This window comes from Elusimicrobium sp. (genome assembly GCA_015062115.1).
Lineage (GTDB): Bacteria > Elusimicrobiota > Elusimicrobia > Elusimicrobiales > Elusimicrobiaceae > Avelusimicrobium.
In genome coordinates this window covers 94,942-108,934 of sequence record SUVG01000006.1, presented here as the reverse complement: position 1 = coordinate 108,934, position 13,993 = coordinate 94,942, and the positions used below count along the sequence as shown (strand labels likewise).

The 13,993-nt window shown below is 48.2% G+C and carries 10 protein-coding genes and 2 pseudogenes (2 of these 12 running past the window's edge); 4 read left to right on the top strand and 8 right to left on the bottom strand.

Annotation, left to right across the window (positions count from 1 at the left end):
* Positions 1-8: 8 nt before the first annotated feature.
* From E7027_05810 to galT, 3 genes are read left to right on the top strand one after another with little or no spacing between them, the layout of a single operon-like run.
* Positions 9-1,181, top strand: coding sequence for a galactokinase (locus E7027_05810; GenBank protein ID MBE6421619.1), 1,173 nt, complete (start codon positions 9-11; stop codon positions 1,179-1,181).
* A gap of 52 nt (positions 1,182-1,233) precedes the next feature.
* A complete protein-coding gene (gene galE / locus E7027_05805; protein MBE6421618.1) occupies positions 1,234-2,208 on the top strand; it encodes a UDP-glucose 4-epimerase GalE in 975 nt (324 codons plus the stop codon).
* A gap of 8 nt (positions 2,209-2,216) precedes the next feature.
* Positions 2,217-3,722 (top strand): UDP-glucose--hexose-1-phosphate uridylyltransferase, encoded by a 1,506-nt coding sequence (gene galT / locus E7027_05800; protein MBE6421617.1) that lies wholly within the window; start codon positions 2,217-2,219, stop codon positions 3,720-3,722.
* Between the two features lie 58 nt (positions 3,723-3,780).
* Here galT and E7027_05795 read toward each other — a convergent pair whose 3' ends face one another.
* Entirely contained in the window at positions 3,781-5,043 is a 1,263-nt protein-coding gene (locus E7027_05795) for a mechanosensitive ion channel family protein (protein ID MBE6421616.1), read from the bottom strand.
* A gap of 40 nt (positions 5,044-5,083) precedes the next feature.
* Between E7027_05795 and E7027_05790 the strand changes: the two genes are divergently transcribed.
* Positions 5,084-6,022 carry a hypothetical protein gene (locus tag E7027_05790; protein ID MBE6421615.1) on the top strand — a complete coding sequence of 313 codons (939 nt, stop codon included), beginning with the start codon at positions 5,084-5,086 and terminating at the stop codon, positions 6,020-6,022.
* 55 nt (positions 6,023-6,077) lie between these two features.
* On the opposite strand, the gene E7027_05785 is transcribed toward E7027_05790, so the two are convergent.
* Positions 6,078-8,384, bottom strand: coding sequence for an AsmA family protein (locus E7027_05785; protein MBE6421614.1), 2,307 nt, complete (start codon positions 8,382-8,384; stop codon positions 6,078-6,080).
* On the bottom strand, positions 8,368-8,967 hold the full coding sequence (locus E7027_05780; protein ID MBE6421613.1) for an epoxyqueuosine reductase QueH: 600 nt from the start codon (positions 8,965-8,967) through the stop codon (positions 8,368-8,370). The genes E7027_05785 and E7027_05780 overlap by 17 nt, the downstream gene beginning before the upstream one ends.
* Positions 8,968-9,066: 99 nt before the next feature.
* The gene (locus tag E7027_05775; protein ID MBE6421612.1) at positions 9,067-10,218 is read right to left on the bottom strand and encodes a hypothetical protein; all 1,152 of its coding nucleotides are present in this window, start codon (positions 10,216-10,218) and stop codon (positions 9,067-9,069) included.
* A 252-nt stretch (positions 10,219-10,470) separates the two neighbouring features.
* Positions 10,471-10,899, bottom strand: coding sequence for a DUF296 domain-containing protein (locus tag E7027_05770; protein MBE6421611.1), 429 nt, complete (start codon positions 10,897-10,899; stop codon positions 10,471-10,473).
* Between the two features lie 20 nt (positions 10,900-10,919).
* Positions 10,920-13,271 (bottom strand): hypothetical protein, encoded by a 2,352-nt coding sequence (locus E7027_05765; protein ID MBE6421610.1) that lies wholly within the window; start codon positions 13,269-13,271, stop codon positions 10,920-10,922.
* 25 nt (positions 13,272-13,296) lie between these two features.
* Positions 13,297-13,993, bottom strand: a pseudogene (locus E7027_05760) (hypothetical protein) (it continues 32 nt past the right edge of the window).
* Positions 13,919-13,993 (bottom strand): annotated as a pseudogene (locus E7027_05755) (M42 family metallopeptidase) (it continues 336 nt past the right edge of the window). Before E7027_05755 ends, E7027_05760 begins: the two co-directional pseudogenes overlap by 107 nt.

Below are 13,993 nucleotides of genomic sequence, written 5' to 3'. Positions count from 1 at the left end.
GAAAACACATGAATCAATTATCTTTAAGAAGTAAATTTAACGAAGTTTTCAAAAAGGAAAAATTATACTTTTTCGCGCCCGGACGCGTAAACTTAATCGGTGAACATACCGACTACAACGGCGGTCATGTATTTCCATGTGCGCTTTCGTTCGGTACGCATTGTGTTTTCTGCAAACGCGATGACAAAAAAATTCACCTACACTCCTTAAATTTTCCCGAAAAAGGAATCATTGAAACCGATTTGGACAATATTTCCTATTCCAAAGAACAGGATTGGGCCAATTACCCTTTAGGCGTCATCAAAACCCTGCAAAACCACGGCTACAACATTAACCAAGGCTTTGAACTTATGTTTTGGGGCGATATCCCCAACGGGGCGGGGCTGTCTTCTTCCGCGTCCATAGAACTGGCCACCGCCGTAGCTATGAACGAAGTTTTCTCTCTTTGTATTCCGCAGGTGGAACTGGTAAAGTTCTGCCAAGAAGCCGAAAATAAATTTGTAGGCATGAATTGCGGTATTATGGATCAATTTGCTATCGGCATGGGCAAAGAAGGCCATGCCATTTTGCTGGATTGCAACACGCTTGATTACGAATATGCCCCTTTGGACTTAAAAGGCTTATCCATCGTTATCATGAACACCAACAAACGCCGAGAACTTGCCGATTCCAAATACAACGAAAGACGCGGCGAGTGCGAACGCGCCTTGCAAGCCCTGCAAACCCGATTAAACATCAAATCATTGGGAGAACTTTCTTCCGCCGAATTTGAAGCCAACAAACATTTAATCGAAAACCCCGTAGAACAAAAACGCGCCAAACACGCTGTGTACGAAAACGAACGGACACTGCAAGCCGTGCAAAAACTTAAAGAAGGCGATGTGGAAACTTTCGGCAAACTGATGAACGCCTCGCATAAGTCTCTGCAGGAAGATTACGAAGTAACGGGTAAGGAACTTGATGCCTTGGTGGAAGCCGCTTGGGCACAGCAAGGCGTACTCGGGGCGCGCATGACGGGGGCCGGCTTCGGCGGTTGTGCCATTGCGCTTGTAAAAGACCCTCATGTAAAAAACTTTATCGACCGTGTCGGGCAAACCTACCTGGATAAAACCGGCTTAAAGGCAGATTTTTACATTGCTTCCATCGGCGGCCCGGCCCGCAAAATGGAAAAAATGTATTAAATTTTAACTGACAAAACCGCCTGTTTCGGGCAAACTTAAAAAAGAGGAAACCATGAAAAATATTTTAGTTATCGGCGGCGCGGGATACATCGGTTCCCACACCGTAAAAATGTTAGCCGCAAAAGGGTACAACCCTGTTGTATTTGACAACCTTTCCAAAGGCCATCGCGAGGCCGTATCCGCCTATCCTTTTGAAGAAGGAGATTTAGGCGACAAAGCACGCCTGGCGGAAGTGTTCCAAAAACATCATATTGATGCCGTGATGCACTTTGCGGCCTTTATTGAAGTAGGCGAAAGCGTGAAGGAACCCTCCAAATACTATCATAACAATGTTTCCAAGGTGCTCAATTTGCTCGATTCCATGGTGGAAAACAATGTGAAGTATTTTGTATTTTCTTCCACGGCGGCTACTTTCGGGGAACCGGTTAAAGAAAAGATAGATGAAACCCACCCGCAACTTCCCATCAACCCCTATGGGAACACCAAACTGATGGTAGAAAAAATGCTCGCAGATTTTGACGAAGCCTACGGCCTAAAATCTACCGCACTGCGTTACTTTAATGCCAGCGGTGCCGACGACAGCGGAGAAATCGGCGAATCGCACGACCCCGAATCGCACCTGATTCCCATTGTGTTGCAAGCCGCTGCCGGCAAACGCCCCAGCATTAAAATGTTCGGGGACGATTACCCCACCCCGGACGGCACCTGTGTGCGTGATTATGTGCATGTAAACGATTTGGCCCGCGCCCATATTTTGGCCCTGGAAAAAATGTTTAAGGATAACACCAGCGAACGCTTCAACCTCGGTAGCGGCAACGGATACAGCGTTGCGGAACTGGTAAAAGAAGCCAAACACATTACGGGTATTGATTTCAAAGTGGAAGTAGCCCCCCGCCGCGCAGGAGACCCCGCCGTGTTGGTGGCAGACAGCACAAAAGCCCAAACGGTACTGGGTTGGAAACCCGAATACAACCTCACCCGCATCATTGAAACGGCGTGGAAATGGGAACAAAACCGCAAGTATTAAGAGGCCCTATGAACATTAACTTACTGATTGACCAACTGGTTGCTTACGCCATTAACGAAAAACTCCTCGCCCCGCGCGACCGCGCTTGGGCCGTCAACCAACTGCTTGCCCTTTTGCATTTAGATGACTATACCCCCTCCGGCTTTAAGGGAAAAACACCCCAATACCCGTGCGAAATCCTCAAACAAATCTGCGACTATGCCGCCAAGCAAGGCCTTATTTCGCCCGATACGGTAACCATGCGTGATTTGTTTGATACGCGCCTGATGGGTGTGTTTGCAGGGCAGCCTTCCTATGTAACGGAAGAATTTTACCGCTTACACAAAAAATCACCCAAAGCCGCCACGGACAAATTTTATCACGATGCCCGCGCACTGGATTATATCCGCACCGAACGCGTAGCCAAAAATTTAGCCTGGAAGTCCCGTACGCCTTACGGGAACTTGGATATCACTATCAATATGTCCAAACCGGAAAAAGACCCCAAGGATATCGCCGCCGCCCTAAAAATGAAAGCCTCCGCCTATCCGTCTTGCCTTCTTTGCAAAGAAAACGAAGGTTACGCGGGGCGCATCAATCACCCGGCGCGCCAGAACCTGCGTTTAGTACCGCTTGATTTATTAAAAGACGGCCAACCGTGGTACTTACAATACTCTCCGTATGTGTATTACAACGAACACTGCATTTTGCTTTCCGGCAAGCACGAACCGATGAAGTTAACGCGCAAAAGTTTTGAAAGACTCTTAAACTTTGTGGACTTGCTGCCGCACTATTTTGTGGGCTCCAATGCGGACTTACCGATTGTGGGCGGCTCTATCTTAACGCACGACCATTTCCAGGGCGGACGCTACACCTTTGCCATGGCTAAAGCCCCGGTGGAAATTTCCTTCAAACTGCCTAAATTCCCGCGGGTAAAGGCAGGTATCGTCAAATGGCCAATGAGCGTAATTCGCTTAAACGGAAGCAAAAAAGATTTGATAGATGCCGGCGAATATATCCTTAAAAAATGGCGTACCTACAGCGACCCGAAAGCGGATATTTTGGCTAAAACCCAAAACACCCCCCACAACACCGTTACGCCGATTGCCCGCCGACGCGGAAAAACTTTTGAGTTAGATTTAGTCCTGCGCAACAACCGCACTACGCAGGAATTTCCCATGGGTATTTTCCACCCCCACGCGGAAGTACACCATATTAAAAAAGAAAATATCGGCCTCATTGAAGTAATGGGCCTTGCGGTATTACCCGCGCGCCTGGCACAGGAATTAAAAGGGTTGCAAGCACTTTTAATTAAAAAAGATATCACTGCCATACGCAAGGACGAAACGCTTAATAAACACGCCGATTGGGCGGAAAAACTGTTGGCTAAACACTCCTTCACAGCGGATAATGCCGCCGCCATTTTGCAAGCGGAAGTGGGCAAAGTATTTGCCCAAGTGCTGGAATATGCCGGTGTTTACAAACGAACCCCCGAAGGCGTGGAAGCCTTTAAGCGTTTTATCAAAAAACTATAACGCATTAGAGATGAAAAGACCGGGAGAGATATTTTCTCTCCCGGTTTTTGTTTGGTTGCTATTTTTTGAGAAGTTCTTTTACCCCTTCCGCCACATTTCGGCCGCTGGGTTGTTGGTAAGCGTACAGGCCAAACTCCGGAAGGACGGAGAACAAATGGTCGAAGATATCGCTTTGGAGTCTTTCGTAATCTAACCATACGGTCGTGTTCAAAAAGCAATATACTTCGAGCGGTAAGCCTTGGGGGTTTTGCTTCAACTGACGAACCATTAAAGTAAAATTCGGGTTATTCGACACCACATACGGGCGGGAAGCCAAATAGAGTTCCGCGTATTTGCGGAAGGTTCCCACATTGGTTAAGTGACGGCCGTTTAAGATGTTTTCCTTCACATTTCTTTCGGCGTTAAAAGCTTTTATTTCCGCTTCTTTCTCGGCTAAATAATCTTTTAACAAATCAATTTTTTTAAGACGTTCAAAAGTTTCCTTATCCAAAAAACGCACGGTATCTATATCCAGCAAAATACTGCGTTGAATACGGCGCGCTTTGGCTTCGTACATACCGCTCCAGTTTTTGAAAGGCTTGCTGATTAAATCGTAAGTAGGCACGCTGACGATGGTTTTATCAAAGTTCTGTACACGCACGCAAGTAAGGGAAATATCCACAATATCCCCGTCCGCGCCGGCAGAATCTACGGTAATCCAATCCCCTATTTTGATTAACTTGTTTGTCGTCAACTGGATACTGGCGGCAAAGCCTAAAATGGGATCTTTGAAAATTAAAGAAAACACCGCCGCCAAGGCCGATAAACCGGTGATAATATACATCGGTTTGCGCCCCAACAAAAGCGACAGCACAAAAAGCCCCGCCCCCAAGAAAAGCACAATTTTAAGGGCCTGCACCAACCCTTTAAGAGGAATACTGGGATTTCGTCCGTAGAGGTGGTTAATCGTATTCAAAAAAGTATTAAAGAGCCAAGAAAAACTAAGGATTACAAACAGACCCGTCAGTTTTCCCATAAAATTGGCAAACCAGGCGATATTCTCACTGATAAAAACACTGTGCCAGTTGATAGCCACAATCGCCGCCGCCACAACACCGACTGCCGTAAAGAATTTATGTTCCAAAAACGCCTCGGCCCATTTTTCGGCATGCAGTTTAGAAATGAGTTTCGGAAACACCCGGTTGCTCACCCAAGTGGCTACTTTTGCACATAAAGCAAGCAACAGTAAAAAAACAAGCGCGGATAAAATCTGTGCCACCAACATATTATACGAATCCGGAATTCCGGGCAAGCGTTCGATATAAGGTAAAATAAATTGCATAAACAAACCTCTTTCTTCAAAAAGTTACTATAATAAGTGTATGAAAAAAACTTGTTTGGCCGCAATCTTAATTTTTTGCCTGACGGGGTGTTATACCCCGCTGAATAACTCCGGGGTGGCTACCACCAAGTCCTGGTTGGAGGTGTACGGCAAAAAGACGGACTTTGACGGCAAACAGTATGATTCCTGCTATCAATTCAATTTACATTTTTGGCCGCAGGAAGCCGCCGAACAATTAAACCTGCAGGAAAGTTGTATTTCTTCTTGTTGTTGGCGCAGCGATAAAGAAGAAGTGGTGCTGGACTTTAACAAAAATTTTGATGCCAACCTGGCTTATTACGGGCGCGCGCGCAAATACTCACCGGCCCAAATAACGCTTAAAGTTTCTCACTCCAATTTTGTTAATACCACCAAAGTAACGGTTTCCCCTCGCGGAAGCATTTCCTCCAAAGGCCTGGTAAAACTGACTTACGAAGAAGTGGAAAACCCGGCCCGTCTTGCCCAAATAGAAGAGTCCGCCCGCCGTTTACAAGCACGGAGAAATGCATATTTAATCGAACTGGCACAAAACCAAGAGGCCGACACGCTCCCCGAAGAAGAAACGCCCCCCGTCAAGAAGAAAACCACCAAACGCAAATCAACCAAACAACTTGCACAAACGGCCTCTTCTCCGGCACAGCAAGCCGAAGCATTGGTGCATCGCCAAGCGGGAGCCAAAATAGATGCGTATTTCTACCGCATGGATAAAAACTACAAAAAACAAGGCGCACTTTTTTTATTAAGCGACCGTATTTTACACCCTCATCAAACGGAAACGGACGGAGTGTGGAGTGTAAGTTGCCAGGCGCGTGCCCGCACGGGCCTTACCACGGACACGCTGAAAGCGTCCACTTTTTCCTGCGGGCTTTGGACGGTTGACCTCAATAAAAACACCGTTACGCCCGAAGACAAACGCGCCCAAATGATTTGGGAAGAATAAAAACCGTTTAATATAGAAAACCCCGCGAACTTTTTCGCGGGGTTTTTTAGTAATGCTAATTGTTTGTTGGCGGCGCGGAAGATTCATTTTCGCTCAAGGGTGCGCTTTCGGTTTCCGCAGACACGGAATTTCCTGCGACAGGTAGCGTTTCTTCAGCCGAGTCCTCTCTCTTAAAGAGCCCAAAAAAACCGCTTATGCCCTTTTTAACGGAGCGCGAGGCGAAGTTGTTGGTTACGCTTTGGGTAATCAAAGAAGATACCGAGCCCACCAAACTCATGCTTCCCTTCGGCTCGGACACCGTTCCCCCGATTTTAAGTGTCAGCGGCATCATACCGTCCGCCTCGTGTTTACCGGGCGCGGCATGTACAGTCATATCGACTTCTTCGGTTTTGAAGTTGGTAGTTCCCGATAAATTAAAAGACATCATGTCCGATACGAATTGTCCTTCCTTCACATTGGCTACCCCGTCCTTAAATTCAACAACCGTATCAAATTTATCATACACCATGTGGCCGTTCATTTTTTGTTGCGAGCGGGGCACTTTGATATTCACGGGCTCTCCGTTTTCTCCCACTACGGTTTGCACAATCATTTCCGTATCGTCCAGTGTGTCTTGGTGTCCGTCCACGGCATCCACCACCCCGTTACCGATGCCGCCCAACACCGCAAACACATTTAAGGAGTTAAACACTTTTCCTACAATGTTTAAGGACAAGAATAACACTTTGGTAATAGGCGAAGAATTGGTCAGGCGGTATAAGTCTGTAATTTTACCGTTACCCATGCGAAGGCTTAAATCGCCCTGGGCGGTTTTTAAGTCGGGCTTAATACCGCTTAAATCGGCCAGGAACACGATATCCGTTCCGTACAGGTAAGGAGCATCTAACGAGTCAATACGTACCTCTGCTTTGATATTAGCCGCCGGGAAGGGCCAATCTTTCCCCTCGCGGTTTTTCAGTTCTACTTGTTCTACAAATTCGGGCGAAGGCTCTTGGGCTTTGGCTTCTTCCAAAGGAGGCAAAGCCACTCGTTTGGCAAACATATGAAGGACCAAATCCAACAGTTCGGCGGTTTGGGTGGCTTTCGCGTGAATTTCAAATTTTTCGCCGTTCATTTTACCCGTCAAGTCAGCAGCCAACTCTCCCGTTTTGAAATTATTTTGCGTATCGGCGGTAAACTTGCCTTCCACGGAGGACAGTTCGCCTGCGCGCGGGAGAAACACCCCCACCTTTTCGCTTATCACTTCTGCCGATAAATTTTCATTATTCGCAGTGGCTTTTAAGCGCACGGTTCCCGTAGGTTTATATTCTTTTTGATAAGAGGGCAACATCGCTGCGGCTTTTTTGAGGGAAACTTCCACTTCGCCCTTGGCCTGATAGGCAAACTGTTCGCCATAGGATACCGTAGCCGAACCGTCCGCCTCCACGCCCGGGAGTTCCAGCGAAAGGGCAGAAATTTCCGCCCGATTTTGGGCAGGATAAGCCTTGCCTTTGGCGGAAAATTGAACTTCGGAAATTTCAAACTCCGGCACCTCACTTACAAACCCTTGCACCAGAGCGGAGGAAAGATTTTTGAGCACCACGGAAATTTTCCCGTCGGGTTCTTGAAAATTCTTCACCTTTGCCGATACCCGCACGGAAGCATCTTGAAGCGAAGCAGATAATTTTTTCAGTTCTGCCGTGGCTTTTGCCAAATTTAGTTCCGCCAAGTTAATTTGCGCCTCCGCCTGCAACGGAGCGGAAAGCGTTTGCTCGTTTTTGGTATAAGAAATTTGCGTAGAGAGGCGAAGGGCAAACTCGTGGTCAAAGCCAAAATCTTCCAAGTCCAACTTTACCTTTTGCAAGGAAATTTCCTGCAGGCCTTGCTCGTCTTTGAAATATAATTCCACATCTTTTAAGGTCAGTTCCGTTAAGGTAATGTTAGGGGCAGACAAAGTTTTTTGTTCGGCGGGTTCTTCGTCCGTAGTTGGTTTGGCGGTAAAAGAATCAGTGCTTAAAGTGCCGTCCGCCAAGCGTTTTACGCGCACGGTAAGCCCGTCCACGGTTAAAGCATGCAGTTTAATATGCCCGTGAATTAAGTGCGATAAATCAAAGCGTAAGGAAAGGTTTTCCAACGCCAAAAATTCCCCGTTTTCAAAGCCGCCTTCTTCCGCTAGCACAAGGCCTTCCACCTTGATTCCCCGCAAATGCGCGCCGAGTTTTTCAATGCGTACGGAACGCCCCGTGGCCGTTTGGGCCTTTTCGGTTACCCAGTTGCGAAACCACTGGGAGCCGGTTACCCAACGCACCCCCAAATCGGCCCCGATAAGGAGCAGGAGCCCTGCAAGGAACAACCCCAGTAAAATTTTACCCCATTTTTTCATATTTATTTTCCCCCGTTTTTATTTCTGGCTGTGCCGCACGGCTGGCCGCCAAACTGTACTTACACCCGCAATAAGTTTGGGAGTATAAGTTTAATTCCTTTACAAGTGCCCGCCTTAGTTCTTCCAGCCCCCCTTTGCGCCAGTTAATTGCCAAATAAGGTTTTACGCCGTTTATCCACGCCCGGCGGGCGGCATTGTTTACCTGTTGTAAATCTTTGTAACGCGAAACTCCCAACACACTGGTTAAGGCATCAAATTTATGTTTTACGGCATATTCCTGCGCTTTTTTCAGGCGCATATAAAAACAAGCGGAGCAACGGCGCCCGCGTTCCGGCTCGTTTTCCAAGCCTTTTACGGCTTCGTCCCATACTTCGGGCTCGTAGGGAAGTTCTGCAAATTTAAGCCCAAAATGTTCGCAAACGCGTTGTTGTTCATCTCGTCGTTTGTCGTATTCGGCGGAAGGGTAGATATTGGGATTATAAAACAAAACGGTTACATCTTCGCCGTCGTCCGATAGTTTTTTAATGGCGGCGCAGGAGCAGGGAGCACAGCAAGAAAGCACCAGTATTTTCCGTTTCGTCATATATATATTTTACTAAATAGACTCTCTTTGCCGAGAGGAAAAATTGGGTTAGACAAAAAAACCCCGCCTGTTGGGCGGGGTTTTTAATCGGGTTAACGATTAGAATTTGATCAACATACCGAGTTGGCCTTTGGTGTTGTCTTTTTGACCAAAGTCAGCTTTGGCATGGCCGTATTTGGCATAACCGACGCCGGCAAAGAGTTCCACATATTCGTTGTGGGCATATTTGGCGGTGAGGTCGGCTTCCAAGGTGGCGGAATGATGGGCTTCGCGTTCTTGGAAAGAGAAGCCGTCCAAGGCGAAGGTCCATTTACCTACATTGTAGTCCACGCCCACATTGAACAAGCGCAGGCTTCGGGTTAACACATAAATGCCGGGGCCAACAGGGACATCACCAAAGAGAAGGCCGGGGGTGTAGTTACCGAAACCCAAGAAACCATTGGTATAGACAAAGGCAAAGCGCGGGGTGACGGCTTCCAAGTTAAGGGCCGCATCGGCTTTTACCAAATAACCGGTGTCTTTGTGTTCTTTTACCAAGCGATCGCCACCAAAGTTGCGGGCATATTCCGCAGCCAAGGTGACCGCTTCGGGAGCGAAGGTGAATTTGGTACCATAGAAACCACCGTTTTTGTCACCATAAACATCTTTGAAATCATAACCATACACTTGCCATTTCAAAGAGTCCGTCAGGTTGAGTTTCAAGTCAGCCCCGTAAATTTCGGATTCTTCGGTAGGGCTATCATAAATGATGTTACCGGCCAGCAAGGTGAAGGTTTTGAAATCATCGGAATAGGCTACTTTTACGCCGTCCAACGCTCTGTAACCGTTAAATTCGGAATTGTAGTGGTTGGGGCCAAAGTACATAACAGCACTGTCTTCATCGCCGTAGAATTGGCGGCCGACCGTGGCTTCCAAGCAGCAGAACAGGTTGGAAAGCACCACGTTGGCTTCCGCAAGCAGTACACTGTCCCAATAGTGGTTCAAGGTAGAACCGTACTCTCCATCAGAAGCCTGGCCCCACGTATTGCCATAAGCAAAGAGCAAGTTAGCTCTTACATCTTCTACCAGGTCAAAAGAGGCACCCGCGAGTACACGCAAGTTGGTGCCGGCATTGTAAACTTTACCAGGATTGTGGTGTACATCAGAGGCAATCGTTTGGATTTCGCCTTTGAGGTCAACATTCTTAAGTACATCTGCGCTTGCAGGGAAGGCCACAGCCAAGGCCAAAAGCAAGCCAAGTAGTTTCTTCATGAATACTCCTCCTGTATGTTTTTTTTACTACCCTACCTAACTATTAAAACGCATTGTCAAACCTTTTGCAAGTTTTTTTTGAAAACAGACTTGACAGGCAAAAAAAGAAGTGGTATTCTATTTTTCCCCCCATAAAAAACGATACCGATTTTTTTGGTTTTTTGGGAATTCTCCGACGAGAAATAAAATTAGTATAACCTAACAAAAACCGCCCGCGTCTGGTAACGCAGGCGGTTTTTGGTTAAATAATTTTTAAGCCCACAAAGAAAGTTTTGTTACTTTGTCGGAGCGTCTTACTTTAGGTTCGCCTACGAGTTCTTGGATATAGGCCTCGCAAACATAAATTTTGGTACCGGGGAGTAAGTGCCCGCCTACGGTATTGAACTCAGAATCGGCCAACACCACGTGCGCATGCACCATGGGGCGGTTGTCCTGAATACTAATGTTACCCATAAGACTTAAGAGTTCCATTTCTTCGTTAATTACTTTCTTTTCGTATTTCTTTTTGGATTGGTCGTAATAACCGACGGTAGCGTTCACTACGGAACCCACCACGTTCACCACGCCGCATTTTACTTGGTTATCGTGGCAAAAATCCGCGAGCGACTCTAACAAGTCCTTCCCTTTGGGAAGTCTAAAAATATAAGTTCGTCCGGTTAAGTAAGGTTTTTCTTCTGCCATTTTTTTCTCCTCTCAAACGCTTACAGCCACGAAGCGTTTGTTTTCAAATCTTGCGCATAGGCGCATATCGCCGCAAACAGGGATTCTGCATTGAGTCCTGCTTCGTCATATACTTTGGGTGCCGCCGCGCTGCCCAAGTATTGCCCGCCCTTGTGAGGGTACAGCGAGTGCTTACGCCCCGTATGGCTTAACAGCCAACCTTCGAGCGTAGGCAATGTAAAATCGGTAATACCCATGGCTTGGTGCCGCCAAGCAAGCGGGAAGATTTTTTCCTGTTCGGCTTCGGGCAACAGGTCAAAAAGTTCCCGGCTGGTTACATAAAGCACATTTACATCGGGGCCTTTTTCGTTCAGTAGCGGCAGTACCTTTTCCGCCACAATGCGCCCCACACCGGCCCCTTGCACCACCACCGTTCCGGCAGGAGTGCCTTTGGCACGGCGCATATAATACACACCGTTTACCGCGTCCTGCGCCGAACCCATACCCAGGGCTTTTCTGTCCAAGAACTTGCCCGAAGGACGAATAACGAACGGAGCAAAAACAGCCGGTTTTAACGAAAGAGATTTAACAACAAGCGGCCAAATTTCGTCCACTTCCAAGGGGGTCGCCGTAATACAGGCCCCTTTGGGGAAGTTATCCTGCACCAGTTGCAACGATTGTGGGTCAGCGTGAGTCGGGCCGTCCTCGCCTGTGGGCAAACTGGCATGGCCGTTAAAAATGATAAAAGTGTTCGGGTTGAGGCCCGCTTCGCGCGCGGCCTGTACGCTAATGGCGTACAAACGGGCGGCTACATGTTCAAAAGCCAAGAAAGCCCCGTAAGAAGACGCCACCCCGATGTGCTTTCCGTAAGCACTAATGCCGGAGCAAACCGCCGCCATGCCGTCTTCGCAAATGCCCCCGGTGGACACACGGCGGGAAAGCGGATTGGAAACGGTATTAAAATCGCCCGACGGGAAATCTTTCGCCACTGCGCCGCCGCCGGCAGAGCCGTACAAATCGGCCGAGGCAATAAAAAGCGTACCGTTGGTTTGCTTGTTTAGATACGCAAGCACATTACCCAAAATACCGCGGGTAGTGTAGGCTTTGCCGGGCTCAAACACAAATTCCGCCGGTACATTTTCGGGTGAGAATTTAGTGTAAATCTCTTTCGAATTACCCAACCCTTCGCGCAAGGTGCGTTTTTGGGAGTTGAGTTTTTCCGTGCGTGCGGTTAAGCACTCGGCCGCAAATTGCGCAAGAGATTTATCGGCCTCCAACGCGCGGCGAACGGTAAGTAAACTTTCCCAATAAAATTTTTCTACATTTTCGTCGGTCTTTTCCCCTTCAAAACGCGGGAAGGAAACCCCGAAGGCTTTTTCAAAATCGCTCAAGGCTTCATAAAAACCGTCCGAGCAGAACTTATGCCCCGCCCCGTGAGAGGCCTTGCCTTCCATGCCGTATTTCCACCCTTTTACCGTGCGGTAAACAATAGCGGTCGGCTGGTGGTTGGTAAGTTCGGCCGCCAATTTTTGTGCGGCGTAAATTTGGTTAAAATCGTGTCCGTCGGCTACGCGGATTACATTAAAATCGTGGATATAGAAAAACTCCATGGGGTTCCATTGTACATAATCCCCGGGGTTTTGTCCGTCCGCCGTTACGCGTTCACTTTCGATAGACGCTTCGTTCCAATCGATATGAAACACGGCATTTTTCAGTTGCGCCGTAGCCGCAGTGGCTGCCGCTTCGCTTACGCGCCCGGCCGTCATGCCGCCTTCGCCTTCCAAAATATGCACGGTAGGGCAATTTTCCCCATAGGCATCAGCCGCCGCAACCGCTACCCCCACCGATGAGCCCACACCTACCCCGCTCGCCCCCGTGGTGACGGGAACAAAGGGGGTGCAAGGTTCCGGGTGACCGCCCAAAGGCTTGACATTTAAGTTTTTGAACAAAGGGGTATTTTGGGCTTTGTTATGGCGGAAACCGAGTAAATCTTCCAAGCGGAGTTGTTGTTTTTCGTCCGCAGGAAGCAACGAAGGCTTGGCGATACGGGCCAGTTCGTTGCGTAATGCCCACATGGCATACAAACCAAGTGCTTTATGCCCCGCCGCGTAAGAAATAATATCCGCTTCCGTGCGGTGCGGTGCACTTAAATCGTACAGCATTTCTTTATATAAGAGATGCGCTACGATTCTCCCGCTGGAAATACTCCCTCCCGGGTGGCCGGAAGTAGGGACATAGTTGTATAAGAGGGCTACAAGCGTGCGGTAAACTAAATCCAATTTCTCAAGTTGTACTGCGGACGACCCGTCCAACCGATAAGCCGGTTGTTGCACATAGTCGGCCACATCTATATATACGGCTCTTTTTTTGCCCAACTCAAAAGGTTTATTCATAAAAGGTTCCGCCTTGTTAAACGGCTTAATCCAACCCGTTTTGCGCTACATATAAGACTAACGCAAAAGTATTTTTAATATCCTGCTTGCAGACAATTTCCACATTGGAGTGGATATTGCGCGTGGGAATAGAAAGGCCGCACGTCGCAATTCCGTTTTTAGACAAATGCACCGCCCCGGCATCATTTCCGCCACGGGGAGCGATACGAATTTGTCTGCAAATATCATTTTCATCACAAATTGCTTTTAACGCGTCCAGCAACCATACCGGGGTGATGGTGCGTGCATCCAAAGCCGTTAAGCCGACACCGCCGCCAAGCACGGTAACATAATCTTGCGGAGCACAACCGGGGATATCCGCCGCACCGGTGGTATCCAGGCAAAGGGACAGGTCGGCTTCGATGCCGTAGGCCGCCGTAATGGCGCCGCGAAGGCCGACTTCTTCTTGCGAAGAAAACACGGCATAAATGTTATAAACCGGGTTTTTTAACGCGCGGAAAACTTCGGCCAGCACAAACACGCCGGCACGGTTATCCAATGCTTTGGCGGAAATTTTACCGTTTCCAAACTCCGCATAGGGGCGGTCCAGTACGGCTGTGTCGCCGGGTTCCACCTGTTTTTTTGCTTCTTCGGCAGAAAGGCCCAAATCAATGAAAAGTTCTTTTACCCCCACCGCTTTTCCGCGTTCGGCTTCGGTGGTAATGTGCGCGGGCTTGGTGCCG